This is a genomic window from Lactobacillus johnsonii (assembly GCF_013487865.1).
Taxonomy (GTDB): domain Bacteria; phylum Bacillota; class Bacilli; order Lactobacillales; family Lactobacillaceae; genus Lactobacillus; species Lactobacillus johnsonii_A.
The window spans coordinates 1,912,794-1,929,882 of the sequence record NZ_CP047409.1; the positions used below are offsets into that span (position 1 = coordinate 1,912,794).

Sequence of the window (17,089 nt, forward strand, 5' to 3'; positions counted from 1 at the left end):
AGGGAAAGCTAATGAAAAATCAATGGAAATTTTTCACAATTCTTGGGATCGGTGTTGTTGCAGCAATCCTAGACTTCCTATGTGGAGCACCTAAGATTGGTGGATGGCCAATTTCCGGTATTTTAATTGATATCTTCGGAATTTTTATGACTATTACTATGCTTCGCGAAATGATTGAGACACTTGAATCTGGTCGTTGGGGCGTAGATATTTTAGCTATCATCGCTGTTGTTTCAACAATGATTGTCGGCGATTACTGGGCTGCTTGGATGATCTTAATCATGTTGACTGGTGGTGAATCACTTGAAGATTACGCCACAAGTCAAGCTGATAAAGAATTACGCTCTTTACTAAAAAATTCTCCAAGGATCGCTGATAAGTTAGTCAATGGTAAGATTGAAGAAGTTAAAGTTGATGAGTTAAAAATTGGCGATATTGTTTTAATTAAACCTGGTAGTCAAGTCCCCGTAGATGGGGAAATTATCAAGGGAAACTCTAGTTTTGACCAATCTTCTTTGACAGGTGAATCAGTTCCTGTTGATAAAAAAGTTGGCGATGATCTAATGTCAGGATCAATTAATGGGGATGCAGCTGTAGAAATGAAAGTTACTAAGGCTGCTAAAGATTCTGAATATCAGTCAATTGTTGCTTTAGTTAAATCTTCTGAAGCAAAACCAGCTAAGTTCGTTAAGATGGCTGATCGTTACGCTGTACCATTCACTATTGTTTCCTTAATTATTGGTATTGCTGCTATGATCACCTCTGCTGTAACTAATCCAGCTCTTGGTTGGCAAGCACACTTTTTACGTTTTGCTCAAGTTATGGTTGTTGCCTCTCCTTGTCCATTGTTAATTGCAGCACCAGTAGCAATGGTTTCAGGAATGAGCTCAATGTCAAGAAGCCACATTATTGTTAAATCTGGTACCACTCTTGAAAAGTTATCCCGTACCTTAACTTTTGCTTTTGATAAAACAGGAACCTTAACCGAAAATCAATTAGTTATTGATCAAGTGGTTTTACCTAAAGATAGTTTTATTTCAAAAGAAGAACTACAAAGCTTGGCAGCTAGCGTCGAACAACAATCAAGTCACGTTATTGCTACCTCATTAGTTAAAAGTACCAATAAGGATTTGATTAAGCCAGTTACCAACTTAAAAGAAGCTACTGCTAAAGGAGTTAGCGGTGAAGTAGACGGCAAATTAGTTAAAGTTGGTAAGCTTTCTTATGTTGATCCAGATCAAGAAAAAATCACTGTTCAATCAACTGCTGTGTTTGTTTCAATTGACAATAAATTTGCTGGATATATTACTTTCCAAGATCAAATTAGAAAGAATACACCAGAAACAATTGCTCGTTTACGTCGTCAAGGTGTTAAGCAAATTATGATGCTAACTGGAGACCGTAGATCTGTAGCTGATAAAGTTGCCAAAGAAGCTGGAATTAAAGAAAGTGAAGTTCATGCAGACTTACTTCCAGCTCAAAAAATTCAAGCCATTAGAGATGTTAAACCCGACTTAAGACCTGTTGCGATGGTTGGTGACGGTGTTAATGATGCACCAAGCTTAATGGCTGCTGATGTTGGTATCGCTATGGGTGCTAAAGGAGCAACTGCAGCTAGTGAAAGTGCTGATGCCGTTATTATGGTTAACGATATTTCTAAAGTTAACGATGCTGTTGCTATTTCTAAACATACAATGAAAGTAGCCCACGTTGATATTATTACTGCTATTTGTATTGTTATCCTAATTGAGTTGATTGCCTTTACTGGTATTATCCCAGCTTTCTGGGGTGCAATTTTACAAGAAGTAGTTGATTTAATCACTATTTTGTTAGCTCTACTTGCTAAAACTAAGCCAACTAATCCTAAACAAACGGGAATAGAAAAACAATAACTAATTTGCAACTAACTATGTTTTTAGCTAAACTAATTTTTAGTTAAATATTTTTATTAGTGGTTGGGTTTTAAAAAAACTTTCAAGATTTGCTTATTTGGGTCAATAAGCGCTTGGAAGTTTTTTTATTTACCACAAAGTTATAGAAAGCTGGAGAAGATGCACTTTTTAGGAGAATTAATTTTAATTCTGCTGGCTACTACATTATTAGGGCAACTGTTTTCACGTCTTAATATGCCAGCGGTTATTGGTCAATTATTATCAGGAATTTTATTAGGTCCAGCCATTTTAGGGCTAGTTAAACCAAATGAAATTATTTCACTTTTTTCAGAGTTCGGAGTAATTTTATTAATGTTCCTAGCGGGTCTTGAAAGTGATTTGGATTTATTAAAAAAATACTTCAAATTAAGTTTCACAGTTGCTGGTATCGGTGTAGTATTACCTGTATTTTTCATGGGAATTGCTAGCTATTTGTTTGGGATGAATTTCCTAGAAGCATTATTTATTGGAATTGTGTTTGCTGCTACGAGTGTTTCAATTTCAGTTGTGGTATTACAAGAAGCTAACCAAATACATACTCGAGCTGGTACAGCAATTTTAGGAGCAGCTGTAGTCGATGATATTTTAGCCGTTATTGTTTTAAGTTTATTCACTACCTTTAGTCATGAGGGTGGCAAGAGTGGATTGACTAACAATTTCTTTATTAATTTATTAATTGAGATAGTTTACTTTGTCGCTGTTTGGGCTGTCTTTAAATTTGTTGCTCCATATTTCATGAAGTTAGCTGAAAAAGTTGAAGTTGATTATGCTGTTGTCATTGGTTCACTTGTATTAGCTTTATCAATGGCTTGGGCTGCAGACTTTGTCGGTTTAAGTGCAGTTGTTGGCGCCTTCTTTGGTGGTCTAGCAATTAGACAAACTCCACAATATAAGGAAGTTCAATCTTCTGTTAGTGCAATTGGATACTCTATTTTTATTCCTGTTTTCTTTGTAAATATTGGACTATCCATGACATTTGCTAGTTTTATCAAAGATATCTGGTTCATTATTGTTATGACTATCCTAGCAGTATTGTCGAAATTCTGGGCTGGTAAATATTCAAGTGAATTATTTGGTTTTACCAAGAATGAAGGAAATATTGTCGGAGCAGGAATGGTATCACGCGGTGAAGTAGCGCTGATCGTAGCACAAATTGGAATTACCCATCACCTATTCCCAGAAGACATTTATTCAAGTTTGATTTTGGTAATTATTATCACTACAGTTCTTTCACCATTTATTTTGAACTACTATATTAAGCGTGAAGTAAAGAATAACTAATAAAAACGAGGTCATTATGACCTCGTTTTTCTGTATTTAATTTATTTTAATACTTCCTAGAGATGTATCAGCTTCTAATACATTTTCAGTGTCACTGTTATTCTCAAAAGAATCTCCCCGCTTTTTGCCACTAACCGTAATTTTACCCAAAGAAGTATCTAAATCATATCCACTTGCATTACATTTATTAACCTCAATGTTTCCCTTAGCGGTATCAAAACTGGCTCCTTTTCGTGTCTTTAATTCTTTAATAGAAATATTTCCATTGGCTAAGTCAATATCTCCATTCTTAGTTGCCAAATAATCAGCATTGACATTGCCATTTGCACTCTCAATATTTAAATCAGTCAACTCTTCTTTTGGCATTTCAATTATAATTTTAGAATTTAACTGCTTAAGATTAAACATATTTACATGAATACCAGCTTTAGAAAATGAAATCTTTAAATTTCCGTTCTTTACTTTAACGTCAGGAGCAATTTTTCCTAAGCCAGAATAACTAACACCATATTTACTACTAGTTTTAAAAATTATATCTCCTGTTGGAATATCCACACTTACCTTATTAAATTTATTAAAAGAATAAGCTTGAGTTACTATTTTTTTATTTGTTCTATTAAACATTATTATCCCTCCGCCTAAAATTGCAGCAATAATGATTATAATTAAAAATATTTTTTTCCAATTCATTAAATATAGTCCTCTAAATCTAATATTTTGTCGTATCTATTTAAATCATCTTTTTCATAATGATGAATTACTTCAATAAAAGTTAGGTTTGAATTTAATAAGTACTGATGAATAAACTCAGATGTTCTTTTATCAAGAGAGGCATTAATCTCGTCAAGTAATAAAACAGGGCGAGCCATCAAAATTGCCCTTGCTAATTCAATCCGTGCTAGCTGTCCACCAGACAATTTATCTGCTTCTTCCCCCAATTGATAATCGAGTCCTTTTTCTTTAATGAGATTTCTCAAATCTAACTTATTGCAAATTTTCTCTACCTTTTCCCGAGAAATACTTTCTCCTAAAGTTAGATTAAACAACAAACTATCAGCAAAAATCACTGGTGCTTGACTTGCATATGAAAACAAGCCCGAAAAGTTACCTGCATTTGTCTTTTTGCCGTTTAGTTCAATTTCTTTTGCTTGTCCATATTTTCCATATAATAAAAATTGTAACAAGGTTGATTTTCCGGCTCCAGACGGTCCAATAACCGCAATCTTCTCTCCTGGTTTAATCTCTATGTTAACCCCACTAGCTAATTGCTTTCCATCCCTTTTTAAAGTTAAATTTTCTATACTCAAATCCTGCAAGCTCACTGGTTTACTACCTTTATGATCTTTTTCATTATTTAGAAATTGATCTACATTCTTAACTATTTTTTTAGTAGTAGCTAGCTTATTTCGATCATCTAAAATATACAAAATTGGATTTACAAAAGAATTGGCAAGTTGCACAATAGCAAACAACGCTCCTAAAGTTGTTTGTCCTTTTACAACTAAATATATTCCAAATAAGAATGGCATCAAAAAAGTAATGATATGTGCAATAAAATTAATCCATGAATTAGTATCAAGATTCAATAAATTCATTCTGCTTAATTCTTGTTCTAATCTTGCTACAGTTTGCTTATTCTTCAATACTGCTTGCCTTTGACCACCATATAGCTTTAGAGTTTCAACACCAGCCAAAAAATTCTTTGTTTGATTAACATATCTACTATTTGCCTTAGTCCACTTTTCAGAAGATTCTTGAATTGGTTTTTGAAAAATATTGGAAACAAACATCGGAACAAAAGAACCAAATAAGAATAAAAGAGTAATTAACCAATTAACAGCTAGAGCATATCCTAGGGCTAAGATCAAAGAAAAACTTTGCATAATAATTTCAATCTGCGCATCAAAACGATTAGTTTCTAGCAATTTAAAATCATTAGTTAAAAATCCTAAGCTGTTGCTATTTTTAGCTTTATCTTCTTCTAACATACCACCAAAAATATGAGTTCTAAGATAAATATTTACCTCTTTAATAATAGTTGTTTTTAAGCGATTAAATGATAAACTCGCAACTAATGTAACAGTTAAGGCGGTCACAATCACAACTAAAAACTGTGTAATCTTATCCCAGCTCTTATTGCTAGCAATATTAGTCAAAGTTTGAACAATGTTAGCCATAATAATATTTTGAAAACTGGCGATCAAGCCTAAGACAATCATCAAGATAAACTTGAATTTATTTGAATACCTAAATAGCATTTACTTATCTCCCATCAATTAAATTTGTTGATAAGAGTATATGATGAGATAATACTTAAAAATAAATCTCTTGCAGATCTGCAAGTTGAATTTCGAGGTAAAAAAATGTACGGCCATGAATTTAAAGAATTACGTTTAGAACAAGGTATTACACAAAAAGAAGTTTGCAAAGGTATTTGTTCCGAATCAAAATTATCTCGCTGGGAAAATGATCAAATTGAAGTTGAGTTCAGTACAGCAATGAAGTTATTGAACAGGATTCACATTACTAGTCATGAATTCATGGGATGGTCAAAATTTTCACCTCAACCTGAAACAGACAAAGAAGTAACTGAGGCCTGGAATAAAGAAGAGATTCCTTTGATTAAACATGTTGCCAAAAAGCAACTCGATAAATACCATCAATCAAAAAATCCTTTTGATCTTTTATCAACCGTAGCTTTATTTAACCAACTAGTAATTTTAGACAATCATAATTATCTTCCCGAAATTGATCAAATTAAATTAGCTAATATTTTTTCGAAGGTGGTAATTTGGTCAGAATATTATTTAGCACTTTTCGGGAGTTCAATTTTTCTTTTAACTCCCAAACAAGTATATGGAATTTCTAAACTAATTTTAAAAGATGTTAGCCGAATTACTGAAGCTAATACAACCTATGACTTAGAGGTAATGCTTGGTGTTCTGGGGGACGCTACTATTAAATTAATTCTAAGTAATGATATTAAACATGCTACTTCACTAATTAAAGAGATCAAAAAAATTGAGCTTCCGCATTATATGATGTTTTTCACTCTAACATTTAATTATTTAGACAAGATTGCAAATTATGTTACCACGAAAAATGAACAACCTATTTTAAATTTGATCAATACGATGGTTCAAATAGGTTGCCCGATTCAAGCAGAAATATATTTAGATGTATTTAAACAAGTTAAAAACAATTTAGACAGAAAAACGAGGTCATGATGACCTCGTTTTTTACTATTCTACTTAAAAGTAACGGTATAAGTAACATGCTTCAATTATGAAGATAATTACTAAATACTCATACCACTCAAAGCTTACAAGTGGATTATTAAATTCCACCATACACATAAAACTACAAATTATAGTGCCTAATAGGCAATAGATAAAGGGAATTTCCGGCTTTACAATCTTTCGTTTTACCATTACACATAGAAGAATGCCAATTAAACACAAACCTAGAAAAATCCAAATCATAAAAACCACCTATACTTTAGTGATTTGCTCCCTCAACAGACTTAATATCGCCTTTACCATCACGTTCAACAATTGCACTAAGTGCAGCTGTTAATCCCTTAACAATATCACCAAGAGCCATTGATGGAGTATTAGGACGAGTTACAACTTGTTCTGGTAAGAAAGGAATATGGATAAAGCCAGCCTTAATGTTTGGAAATTCCTTATCTCTCATGTACTGAACTTGATACATAATGTGATTACATACATAGGTACCAGCTGTATTTGACACACTAGCTGGCAAGCCAGCATCCCTAATCGCTTTTGCTTCTGCCTTAATTGGCAATTGTGTAAAGTAGGCAGTTTCTCCATCTTCATGAATTGGTTCGCCTAGTGGCTGGTAGCCTTCATTATCAGGAATACGTCCATCATTAATATTAATTGCAACACGTTCAGGAGTTAATCCAAAACGACCACCAGCTTGTCCAACATTTAAAACATAGTCTGGCTTTTCTTTTTCAATTGCCTTTTTAACAACTTCAGCTGACTTATTAAAGACAGTCGGAATTTCCAATTTAATAATCTCAGCTCCATTAATTTCAGCTGGTAATCTCTTTACCGCTTCAATTGCAGGATTAATTTTATCTCCACCAAATGGATCAAAGCCTGTTACTAAAATTTTCATAATTTTATCCTTTCAATAATTAAAATGCTAAAAAGTACATTAAGCCAATTTGAACAATTAACAAGATAACGGCAATCGGAGCTTGTTGCTTAATAACACCCATCTGATCTTTCATCTCTAAAAGCGCTACGGGTAAAGTATTAAAGTTAGCAGCCATTGGAGTTACTAAAGTTCCACAATAACCTGATGTCATTCCGATTGCTGCTACAACTACAGGATTAGCACCTTGTGCAATTACAAAAGGAATTCCAATTGCTGCAGTAATTACCGCAAAAGCAGCAAAAGCATTACCCATAATATAAGTAAATAAGGCCATCGCAATACAGTATAGCGCTACGCCTAAGAAGTGATTTCCAGCTGGGAAAACATGACTAATCATGTCAGCTGTTAACTTACCAACACCACAAGTCGTAAAAACAACCCCAAGCATGGCTAATAGTTGTGGCAAAACGCCAGGTGCTCCTACGCTTCTAACCATTCTCTGGGAATCCTTGAAAACTTGCTTTGCTGGCGCTTTAGTCAAGATAATGGCTAAGACTAGTGAAACAACTGCACCAATACCAATTCCCACCTGACCACCAAGTGGAGTAAATTGTGCAATTATAATAGATGTTAATGCCAAAACAATGCTTGGTAAAAATACCTTTACTCCTAAACGTTTAGCACCTTCTTGAGCAGTTTTAGGATTTACGGTTGGCAATTTACCAACTTGAATTTGCTTAAACAAAGCTAAAATTCCGATTACTAAAACCATTGCTCCGGACACTACGGCAGGAATCAAATCTCCAAAAGCAAAAATAATTGCTAAAAAGAACCAGAAAATTGCTGTTCCAATTCTTGCTTTATTAGTTTTGTCACGCAATGTTTCAATTCCAGCAATTGCCATACATAAATCAATTAATGCATAAAGAATGGCAAGTAAAAAGTTAATCGTATTTTGCATATTATTTTCCTTCCCATTTAGCCATTTGACGGTCAAAGTATAGGTTATAAGCAAAAACTAAAACGAAAGTAATAATCGCAATAGGAATCGTGTTAACAACAATTCCTACTGGATCAACCTTATAACCAAGTGATTTCATTGTTGAAGAAATCAAAAGTACACCACCAGATGCTACAAACAAGTTTTGGGCAAAGAAGTTACCAAAATTATCAATTGCTGCACTGCGTACCTTTATTAGATCAATCTCTGATTCGCTTAGTTTCTTTTTATCTTGATCTTCTGCAGCAGCAATTACCATCGGTGCAATTAATGGACGAACAAATTGAACCTGTCCCTGCAAAGAAATCCCAAATACACCAGCAAGTTCACGAATTAAAAGATAGATATTTAAAATCTTTCCCGCAGTTAATTTTTTCAGTTTTTTTATTGCATTAACCGCATAGTCTCTTAATCCATGTGATTCTACTAGCCCAATCATTGGCAAGGTTAGGAAAAACAAACTTACCATTCGATTTTCCACAAAACTCTTTCCAATTACTTCCAACAATTTAACAAAATCCATCCCAGAGAAAAGTCCTGTTACAATTGCTGCAATAACTACAACTGCAGTCGTGTCCCACTTCAAAACAAAGCCGACTACAATTATTAATATTCCTAACAGCTTTAAATATTCCATACTACCTATTCCTTAAATAAAAAATAAAAAAATACTATAAAAATATTATACAAAATGCAATAAAAAAATACGAAAGGAAAAACCATTCGTATTTCAATTTCTATTCAAATTAGTTAATCAACAAATAAGTAGCTGCCCCATCTTACTGGTTCTTCAACAGTGGGTAGCAATAAGAAAATAACTACAATAATCCAGCCAAATGGAATAATAATTAACCATAGCCACCAACCACTATAGTTCGCATCATGTAGTCTTCTTACTGCATAGCCCAAAAGACCTAATTTTATCCAAACTAGTAAGATGAATAAAATTAATTCAATTAGCCAAACTCCGAAACTAATATGTGTTAAAACCCAACTCATATCATTTCTAGAAACTGACAGAACACCGTTTGGAATAAAAACGGCTACTGAAATTATTCCAATTACAATTGTTAATAAGAACTGAATAACAAATGCAACCCAAAAGGCTTTTCGAGTACTACGCGCTGCCCAAGTGAACGGATAGAGAAATAATCCTTTAAAAATTTCCCCAACTGATGGATCTGGAATATCACTTTCTGGTGCATGATATTCTTGTTCATAATAAGGTTTATCAGACATAACTCTTACCTCAATGCTACTTTCTAATTATTTTCTGCTTTCGTAATTAGCTTATCAAAATTTTGGTCCTGGTGCTTTTTAGCTAGTTCAGGTGTCTTCCAGTAAACCTGATCAGTTATTTTTTCTTGTCCACTAGCTAAAATGATTACTGGCTCTTGGTCTAAAAGAGTATAACCATATGAAGTTTGGTGATTATCCTTAGCGGTCCAACCAATTAAATTAATATAATTGACTCCTTTCAAAGGCTCAGTATTATTAAAAACCTTAACCCAAGTGTGCGTATCGTTTAGATAATCATTAGAAAATTTTTGATGCTTTTCGAAATACTCTTTATCTGGAATATGAAGCTCATATTGATGATCTTCAGTAGTAAGAGTATGGGTATCAAATTCAATTTTTCTTAATTGATTAGTATCTTTACTGTGCGTACGGCGATTATTATCCATACTGTACCACTCACCCTGCAGTGTTGCGGGAACAGCATATAGGCCTTTATCTCCAGCAATCTTTTTAGTTTTTACTCGCTGTCTTTCTTTCGTCTACTACTTTGACATTTTTAATGATCTTATTTACTTTATTACCGTCGTTATGATTATTGAGGTACTTAATCATCATTTTAATATCAGATGAACCAACTTCTTTATTTTTGTGATAGAAGAAAATAGTTGGGTCATTCTTGGTGTAGTAGAAATATTTGTCTCCATTAACTGTGGCAATCTCATATGCAACATCACTGCCATTTTGCATATATGAAAAATCTTTCCGATTATGAAGGCGTACAGTCACAGTATTATTTTGAGCTTGCTTAAAAGTCTTCTTCCAAATATTTGGATATTTTTCACCAGCATATGCAATTGTAATTGCCGTTTGTTTTTTAGTATTCATATTAGTTGCTGTAAGCTTACTACTCTTCTTAACTGTTGTTGTCTTCTCAGTTGATGAACTAGAACTATTATTTTGTGAATTACTACATGCGGTTAACATCGTACAACTTAACAAACCAATTAAGCCAATTGAAACTAATTTTTTCATCATCGATACCTCCAAAATAAGTTACCTCTCATTGTCTATTAAAACACTCTGTTATTTATTTCCCAAGCAATATCTTCCTAATTATTAGACTTTGTTTTTCTTGTTTTTTATACTAAAAATATGGAACGAGAAAAGAGGCAATCAAATGCTAAATAACATCCATAATTTCTTTAATGCCTTTGGGGCAAGTGTCACTGTCCCTATTATGATTTTTATCATTTCTTTGTTTTTAAAGGTAAAACCAAAGAAAGCAATGATGTGTGCATTTTATGCTGGTGTAGGTCTAACTGGTTTTTCTTGGATTATTAATGAATTTACTCCAGTAGTTACTAAAATAGTCCGTCAAATGGTTAATAATACCGGCATAAAGCTACCAGTCGTTGATATCGGTTGGCAAGCTGGAGCATTAGCGAGTTTTAGCGCACCAATTGGATTAACTTTTTTTGTATTCGGACTAGTGGCTGAATTTGTTTTATTTGCTATTGGAATTACAAAAGTTTTTATGCCGTCAAATCTTTGGAACAACTTTGGTTTCATGATTTGGGGAACTCTTGCTTTTTATGTAACACATAATTGGTGGATTTCTTTAGGCTTATCTTTTTTTATGCTTCTCTATACATTACTGCTGGCCGAAATTCAGGCAGATCGTTGGTCTACGTATTATAAGATTGACAATACCACTGTCTGTGCACTTCAAAATATTGTTCAAACTATTCCAGCCATTTTGTTAGATCCACTTTGGAATTTACTTGGTTTTAATAAAGCTAATTTGACTCCAACTGCATTTAAAAATAAATTTGGTGTTTTTGGTGAACCAACGACTTTAGGAGCCATCTTAGGGCTTTTAATTGGAATATTAGGTAATATTAAAAATTTAGCCACAGTAGCAGCATGGGGACAAATTTTTCAATTCTCTATTCAGCTTTCAGCTGTCATGACGATTTTCCCTTTAGTTACAAAAGTCTTTAGTAAAGCATTCATTCCTTTAGCTAAACAAATTAACCAAGAACGTAAACAAAATAAAAATGCAAAATCAGGAATTGACTTAATACAAGATAGTAAACGTTGGTTTTTAGCAGTTGATGATGGTGTCGGTTACGGAGAACCAGCTACAATTATTTCAGGAATTATTTTAATTCCAATCATGGTAGTCATTGCTTTTGTTTTACCGGGAAATAAAACTTTACCTGTTGTTGATTTAATTGCTCTCCCTTACATGGTTGAATCAATTGTCGCTATTACTAACGGTAATATTCTCAAAGTCATTGCAAATGGAGTTATTTGGTTTAGTTTAGGGGTTTATGCTTCAAGCTGGTTAGGTTCTATTTACACAAATGCGATTTCTCACTACGGAGCTGCTATTCCAGCAGGCATCGTTTTAGTCACTAGCTTTAACTTAATGGCTCACCCCTTGAATGCAGCAGCGTTTGCCGCCTTCATCTCAAAAAATCCTCTTTGGATTAGTTTGTGCATTATTATTTACTTAGTACTGCTCATTGTATTAAGAAAATATCGTCCACAGATTTGGACCTACTTAAATAAAATGGCTGCTAAGAACGTGCAAGCAACATCAAGCCTTAAAGCCTCTACCAAAGAGTGAATTTGTTACAATAAAAAATGAAAGAACTAATTAAAAGGACGTGAAGTTTAATGTCAAAATTTAATTGGAAAAATGTATTAGTAGCTGGAACTGCTGCTGGTGCTATCTCGGGATTAGTTAAATTGGGCTGGGAAAACATTCTCCCTCCAAGAACACCAGAAAGAAATAAGACTAACCCTCCACAAAAATTACTAGAGCAAATGGGTGTTCCAGCCCGCTTAACTCATGCAACTTATACTTATTCAGGAGAAAAACTACCTTGGGTTAGTTATCTTGTTCACTTTGGTTTTTCAATTTCTTTTGCTACTGCCTATGCGGCTCTTCTTGAAAAGAAAGTTAAGTGGTTAACAATAGATCAGGGCGTTCCATTTGGCTTAGGAGTTTGGATCGTTTTTCACCTAGTAATTATGCCATTAATGAAAACTGTCCCTTCTCCAAAGAACCAACCAATGGAAGAACATATTTCTGAGGCTTTAGGACATATAGCATGGATATGGACTAATAACGAAATTGCTGAAATTGTTTTACAGCAATTAGAACAAAGAAAAAAAGAGCATTAATGCTCTTTTTATTTTGCTATAAAATTGACAGGATATTGTTTAACATATGAGTCAAAATCGAATATCTTACATCTTTTGTAGTGACGTACGTCCAAGCTAGGATCATCCCCATCACCCAATATAAATAAATAAACTTACTAAACATTGGATCATGACCATAAGCAAAAACGAAACCACTTACTACAATTCCAACCCACTTATTAAACTCATTGTCTACTGGAAAAAATGTATTGAAAAACAGCGCTCTAAAGATGAATTCTTCACAGATTGGTGCCACGATAACCAAGAGGACATTAAACATTGGCGAGGCAACTTTTCTAATTGCATCTAGTTCTTCTTGATTCTTTGAAATTGTATTACCACCAAATAATCGCACAAAGGCTATTTGGAAGATTACTAAAGTAAAGAAAGCCGCTACAGCAATAATAATTCTTTTTGTATCCCAGTGAGGCTTCGCATTGAAAAACCAATCATTTTCTTGTTTAAGTTCTCGTTTATAAATCCAATACATCCAATAAATTACTGCAACAGTTAAAACTGCCAAAATAACCGCAAACAATAGGTTAACTTTCTTTTGTGCATAACCTAATTGCAAAATTGTATAAAATACAAAAGCAATGATCACTGTTGCTAGATTTCCTAAAAAGCGTAAAAAAGTCTTCATCCGAACACTTCCTCTAATTGAAATTATTTATTTCTTTTCATTATAATTGTTTATTAAAAAGACATAAGGACATTTAATCATGCAATCACAACTCATGCAATCTCTGCATCAATTTTTTAACTTTATTGTTCATAATCAAGTAACGATTACCTCTTTGATTATGTTCGTATTTTTTATTTTATTTTTGCTTTTTTGGCTGATTGAACCACGTCGTTTAATCAATGGCCTTATTTTCACAATATTTGGGATTAGTTTTTTAGTGTGGGCAGCCATTTTAATTATTTCACAACATAATGCTTTACTAACTACCTCATTTTCTTTTCTTGCTTTGGCTATCTTATTTGGAATCTTTTTCTTAGTAACCTTTTCTTGGATTTTCTTTCTCTGGAATGCCTATTTTGTCTGGAAATATGAAAGCCATTCTCTGCCAAATCTTTTAACTTTGATTATTGGTTTATTTTTAGTAGGAATATGGACTTTAAATAGATTAGGTGTATTTCACCGCCTACCGGGCTGGCTTCATTCTCTAGTTGCTGGAGCAACTTTGATTGCCTTTTATCTTCTATTTGTAATGTATAACTTTTTACTCAATTTAGTTTTGTATCAAATTACTCCCCGTCGCTACAAGTAAGATTATCTAATTGTTCTAGGTGCAGGATTAATCGAAGGAAAGAAAGTATCACGCCTGCTAGGTGCACGAATTGACCGAGCTATTGCTTTTTCTAATAAACAATATGATAAAGGACATAAACGTCCAAAACTAATTATGTCAGGCGGTCAAGGAAAAGATGAAGATCTGTCTGAAGCAGCCGCAATGAAAGATTACGCTGTTAAACATGGCTACGAGCCTAACTTAATTTTATTAGAAGATAAATCAACTAATACCTATCAAAACATGCTCTACTCTAAAAAAGTAGCTACTAGTGATTGGGGCAATCCAAATTTTAAAGCTAAATTTTTCACTAATAACTATCATCTTTTTAGAGCTGGGCTTTATGCAAAAATGGCTCATTTAAAGGCCAATGGTGTTGGAGCAACTACACGTTTTTACTTTTTACCTAATGCTACAATTCGTGAATTTGCTGGGGTCTTTATCATGCATAAGAAACGCCATTTTGTTATCATTGGTTTAATTGCAATTTTATTTATAATCCAAGCGATATTTGCCGTATTGGGCTGGCACAAATATATAATTGCTTAGAAAGGAAAAGATATGCTACAACTCTTACACTTAAAAAAGACCTATCACGTAGGTGATACCGTCACACATGCATTAGATGACGTTACGATTAATTTTCGTAACAGTGAATTCGTTGCTATCTTAGGTCCTAGTGGGTCTGGTAAGACGACTCTTTTAAATGTAATTGGTGGATTAGATCATTACGATTCTGGAGACATTATCATCAATGGTAAGTCGACGAAAAATTTCTCTCAAACTGACTGGGATGCTTACCGTAATAATTCTGTCGGCTTTATTTTTCAAAGTTATAATCTTATTTCTCACCTTTCTATTATTGAAAATGTAGAGCTTGGCATGACGCTCTCAGGAGTAAGTAGCAATGAACGCCACGAAAAAGCAATTGCTGCGCTAAAGCGTGTTGGTTTAGGCGATCATTTAAAGAAGCGTCCTAATCAATTATCTGGAGGACAAATGCAACGAGTAGCTATTGCCCGGGCAATAGCTAATGATCCCGATATTCTTCTATGTGATGAGCCAACAGGAGCTTTAGATACCAAAACCAGTGAAAGCATTATGGAGCTAATCAAAGAGCTCAGCCATGATAAATTAGTCATCATGGTTACACATAATCCTGAACTGGCTGAAGAATATGCAAGTAGAATCGTTTATTTCCAAGATGGAAAAATTCTTAGTGATTCAAATGCCTTTGAGCCTAAAAAAGAAGTAAAAGATACCTTTAAACTCAAAAAGACAAAAATGTCTTACTGGAATGCCCTAAAACTTAGTTTTACTAACATTATGACTAAGAAAGGTAGAACTTTTTTAACTGCTTTTGCTTCAAGTATCGGAATTATTGGAATTGCTATTGTTTTAGCTTTGTCACATGGTTTTCAAAAACAAATTAATGAAACGCAAAGTAAAACACTCGCTAAATTCCCAATTTCTATTTCTCAAACGGCAACAGACATGAACGCTGCTACAAGCCGAACTGAATCTGATAAAAACGTCAAAAATAAGGGATATCTTGTTGCCGCAAAACCAGACAATGAGAAAAACACCCACGAAAATAAGATTACTCAGTCTTATATCGACTATGTTAAGAAAATCAATCCTTCATATGCCAATAATATTTCCTTCATTAGAGAAACCCAGCTTAATCTTCTAACTAATGATAATGGCAAAATTAAGCACGTCGAATTTTCTAATGTTAACAACTCCGGTTCTGCTATTGCTAGTGCTCAACTTCAAGGGATGAATAGTGTAGGGATTAACACAAGTGTCTTTCCTAAAACGCTTGATTCAAAGCAAGGAACTTTTCTAAAGGATAATTACCAACTACTTGCTGGTTCCTGGCCTAAGTCAAATAATGAAGTAGTTCTTGTTTTAAATAATAAAAATCAAGCTAATATTAACGCACTTAAGAATTTAGGTATTTCAATTAAAGATGGTCAAAAAATTGATCTAAACAAACTTGTCGGCCATACTTTTAAGGTAATTAGCAATAACAATTACTATCAAGAATTGCCTACTGGAAACTTTGTTCCACAAAAGGCATCTAAGTCAATGTATGATTCTAGCAACTTAACCTTAAAATTAAGTGCCGTTATTCGTGGTAAAAATAATAGTCAAATGGCCCTGCTAGATAACGGTATTGCTTACAGTGATGGTTTAACTCAAGAAATTATTAAGCAAAATGAAAATTCGGATATTGTTAAGGCACAAAAGAATAGTACTACCAATGTAATGACTAATCAGCCAATGAACCAAACTCAAAAAGAGCAATTTATTGCATCTCTCGGTGGTTCTAGCATCCCTAGCGGTATTCTTATCTATCCAAATTCATTTAAGTCTAAAGATAAAGTTCTCGATTACTTAGACAAATATAATAAAGGTAAGGCTAAAAAAGATCAGGTTATCTATACTGATATGTCAGGCACGGTCACTAAGTTAACTGGTGGTCTGCTTGACGGAGTTACTGACGTTTTAGTTGCTTTTGCTGCTATTTCTTTAGTTACTTCCATGATTATGATTGGTATTTTAACTTATACTTCTGTTTTAGAGCGTACAAAGGAAATTGGTGTGCTAAAGGCTTTAGGTGCTAGAAAACGGGATATTACCCGTGTCTTTGATGCTGAAACCTTTATTCTCGGCCTCTTTTCTGGTATTTTAGGTATCTTAATTGCTTACCTATGTACTTTCCCAATCAACGCAGTATTATACGCAATTACTAATATGAGTAACGTTGCGCAACTCGACCCAATGCAAGCCTTAATTTTAGTAATTATTAGTACTGTTTTAACAATGCTTGGTGGTCATATACCAGCTCGAATGGCTGCTAAAAAGGACGCCGCAATTGCTTTAAGAAGTGAATAAATCTATAAGGATTTCAACATTGAAATCCTTATTTTTTTGCTCTAAACTTACCTAAGAAAAAAGTTATGAACTTATTCTTATATTTTATTGAAAACGGCATC

Annotated in this window: 15 protein-coding genes, 1 pseudogene and 1 other annotated feature; of the genes and pseudogenes, 7 read left to right on the top strand and 9 right to left on the bottom strand. The window is 33.7% G+C overall.

Translation table 11 applies throughout. The annotated features are described in order from the left end of the window. Positions 1-11 precede the first annotated feature (11 nt). Both GTO82_RS09310 and GTO82_RS09315 read left to right on the top strand, forming a co-directional pair. Positions 12-1,892: a heavy metal translocating P-type ATPase gene (locus GTO82_RS09310; protein ID WP_180873293.1), complete on the top strand. Its 1,881-nt coding sequence runs from the start codon at positions 12-14 to the stop codon at positions 1,890-1,892. 61 nt (positions 1,893-1,953) lie between these two features. Continuing rightward, positions 1,954-2,003, top strand: a sequence feature (sodium ion sensor (DUF1646 type); this cis-regulatory element may regulate processes involved in with the transportation of sodium ions). Positions 2,004-2,051: 48 nt separating this feature from the next. Next, positions 2,052-3,212: a cation:proton antiporter gene (locus GTO82_RS09315; protein ID WP_180873294.1), complete on the top strand. Its 1,161-nt coding sequence runs from the start codon at positions 2,052-2,054 to the stop codon at positions 3,210-3,212. A gap of 36 nt (positions 3,213-3,248) precedes the next feature. Here the strand turns inward: GTO82_RS09315 and GTO82_RS09320 are convergent, their stop codons facing one another. After that, positions 3,249-3,902, bottom strand: coding sequence for a DUF4097 family beta strand repeat-containing protein (locus GTO82_RS09320; RefSeq protein ID WP_180873295.1), 654 nt, complete (start codon positions 3,900-3,902; stop codon positions 3,249-3,251). Beyond that, on the bottom strand, positions 3,902-5,470 hold the full coding sequence (locus GTO82_RS09325) for an ATP-binding cassette domain-containing protein (protein WP_180873296.1): 1,569 nt from the start codon (positions 5,468-5,470) through the stop codon (positions 3,902-3,904). Before GTO82_RS09325 ends, GTO82_RS09320 begins: the two co-directional genes overlap by 1 nt. A gap of 105 nt (positions 5,471-5,575) precedes the next feature. Here GTO82_RS09325 and GTO82_RS09330 point away from each other — a divergent pair, with 105 nt between their 5' ends. After that, positions 5,576-6,439: an Rgg/GadR/MutR family transcriptional regulator gene (locus GTO82_RS09330; RefSeq protein ID WP_180873297.1), complete on the top strand. Its 864-nt coding sequence runs from the start codon at positions 5,576-5,578 to the stop codon at positions 6,437-6,439. A gap of 271 nt (positions 6,440-6,710) precedes the next feature. On the opposite strand, the gene pcp is transcribed toward GTO82_RS09330, so the two are convergent. The 6 genes from pcp to GTO82_RS09360 form a co-directional block, all read right to left on the bottom strand. Then, positions 6,711-7,358, bottom strand: coding sequence for a pyroglutamyl-peptidase I (gene pcp / locus GTO82_RS09335; protein ID WP_180873298.1), 648 nt, complete (start codon positions 7,356-7,358; stop codon positions 6,711-6,713). A gap of 19 nt (positions 7,359-7,377) precedes the next feature. Then, positions 7,378-8,301: a DUF979 domain-containing protein gene (locus GTO82_RS09340; RefSeq protein ID WP_180873299.1), complete on the bottom strand. Its 924-nt coding sequence runs from the start codon at positions 8,299-8,301 to the stop codon at positions 7,378-7,380. Between the two features lies 1 nt (position 8,302). Further along, positions 8,303-8,977, bottom strand: a complete 675-nt coding sequence (locus GTO82_RS09345; protein WP_180873300.1) for a DUF969 domain-containing protein — start codon at positions 8,975-8,977, stop codon at positions 8,303-8,305. Between the two features lie 113 nt (positions 8,978-9,090). Beyond that, positions 9,091-9,579: a DUF805 domain-containing protein gene (locus GTO82_RS09350; protein WP_180873301.1), complete on the bottom strand. Its 489-nt coding sequence runs from the start codon at positions 9,577-9,579 to the stop codon at positions 9,091-9,093. 23 nt (positions 9,580-9,602) lie between these two features. Beyond that, a complete protein-coding gene (locus GTO82_RS09355; protein WP_180873302.1) occupies positions 9,603-10,025 on the bottom strand; it encodes a hypothetical protein in 423 nt (140 codons plus the stop codon). Between the two features lie 64 nt (positions 10,026-10,089). Continuing rightward, entirely contained in the window at positions 10,090-10,611 is a 522-nt protein-coding gene (locus tag GTO82_RS09360) for a hypothetical protein (protein WP_228099731.1), read from the bottom strand. Positions 10,612-10,756: 145 nt separating this feature from the next. Here GTO82_RS09360 and GTO82_RS09365 point away from each other — a divergent pair, with 145 nt between their 5' ends. Together GTO82_RS09365 and GTO82_RS09370 are read left to right on the top strand one after the other, a co-directional pair. Then, on the top strand, positions 10,757-12,211 hold the full coding sequence (locus tag GTO82_RS09365) for a PTS galactitol transporter subunit IIC (RefSeq protein ID WP_180873303.1): 1,455 nt from the start codon (positions 10,757-10,759) through the stop codon (positions 12,209-12,211). Between the two features lie 50 nt (positions 12,212-12,261). Continuing rightward, entirely contained in the window at positions 12,262-12,771 is a 510-nt protein-coding gene (locus GTO82_RS09370; RefSeq protein WP_180873304.1) for a DUF1440 domain-containing protein, read from the top strand. Between the two features lie 16 nt (positions 12,772-12,787). On the opposite strand, the gene GTO82_RS09375 is transcribed toward GTO82_RS09370, so the two are convergent. Next, positions 12,788-13,435 carry a CPBP family intramembrane glutamic endopeptidase gene (locus GTO82_RS09375; protein WP_053106794.1) on the bottom strand — a complete coding sequence of 216 codons (648 nt, stop codon included), beginning with the start codon at positions 13,433-13,435 and terminating at the stop codon, positions 12,788-12,790. 79 nt (positions 13,436-13,514) lie between these two features. Between GTO82_RS09375 and GTO82_RS09380 the strand changes: the two are divergent. Together GTO82_RS09380 and GTO82_RS09385 are read left to right on the top strand one after the other, a co-directional pair. Next, positions 13,515-14,636, top strand: a pseudogene (locus GTO82_RS09380) (ElyC/SanA/YdcF family protein). Between the two features lie 12 nt (positions 14,637-14,648). Next, positions 14,649-16,988 (top strand): ABC transporter ATP-binding protein/permease, encoded by a 2,340-nt coding sequence (locus tag GTO82_RS09385; protein WP_180873305.1) that lies wholly within the window; start codon positions 14,649-14,651, stop codon positions 16,986-16,988. Positions 16,989-17,089 lie beyond the last annotated feature (101 nt).

Excerpts from the sequence above, each read along its gene's own strand:
- GTO82_RS09340 (WP_180873299.1), bottom strand. The coding sequence starts at position 8,301 with ATGCAAAATACGATTAACTTTTTACTTGCCATTCTTTATGCATTAATT.
- GTO82_RS09320 (WP_180873295.1), bottom strand. The coding sequence starts at position 3,902 with ATGAATTGGAAAAAAATATTTTTAATTATAATCATTATTGCTGCAATT.
- GTO82_RS09385 (WP_180873305.1), top strand. The coding sequence starts at position 14,649 with ATGCTACAACTCTTACACTTAAAAAAGACCTATCACGTAGGTGATACC.
- GTO82_RS09330 (WP_180873297.1), top strand. The coding sequence starts at position 5,576 with ATGTACGGCCATGAATTTAAAGAATTACGTTTAGAACAAGGTATTACA.
- GTO82_RS09310 (WP_180873293.1), top strand. The coding sequence starts at position 12 with ATGAAAAATCAATGGAAATTTTTCACAATTCTTGGGATCGGTGTTGTT.
- GTO82_RS09345 (WP_180873300.1), bottom strand. The coding sequence starts at position 8,977 with ATGGAATATTTAAAGCTGTTAGGAATATTAATAATTGTAGTCGGCTTT.
- GTO82_RS09350 (WP_180873301.1), bottom strand. The coding sequence starts at position 9,579 with ATGTCTGATAAACCTTATTATGAACAAGAATATCATGCACCAGAAAGT.
- GTO82_RS09355 (WP_180873302.1), bottom strand. The coding sequence starts at position 10,025 with ATGGATAATAATCGCCGTACGCACAGTAAAGATACTAATCAATTAAGA.
- GTO82_RS09315 (WP_180873294.1), top strand. The coding sequence starts at position 2,052 with ATGCACTTTTTAGGAGAATTAATTTTAATTCTGCTGGCTACTACATTA.
- GTO82_RS09370 (WP_180873304.1), top strand. The coding sequence starts at position 12,262 with ATGTCAAAATTTAATTGGAAAAATGTATTAGTAGCTGGAACTGCTGCT.
- pcp (WP_180873298.1), bottom strand. The coding sequence starts at position 7,358 with ATGAAAATTTTAGTAACAGGCTTTGATCCATTTGGTGGAGATAAAATT.
- GTO82_RS09365 (WP_180873303.1), top strand. The coding sequence starts at position 10,757 with ATGCTAAATAACATCCATAATTTCTTTAATGCCTTTGGGGCAAGTGTC.
- GTO82_RS09360 (WP_228099731.1), bottom strand. The coding sequence starts at position 10,611 with ATGAAAAAATTAGTTTCAATTGGCTTAATTGGTTTGTTAAGTTGTACG.
- GTO82_RS09375 (WP_053106794.1), bottom strand. The coding sequence starts at position 13,435 with ATGAAGACTTTTTTACGCTTTTTAGGAAATCTAGCAACAGTGATCATT.
- GTO82_RS09325 (WP_180873296.1), bottom strand. The coding sequence starts at position 5,470 with ATGCTATTTAGGTATTCAAATAAATTCAAGTTTATCTTGATGATTGTC.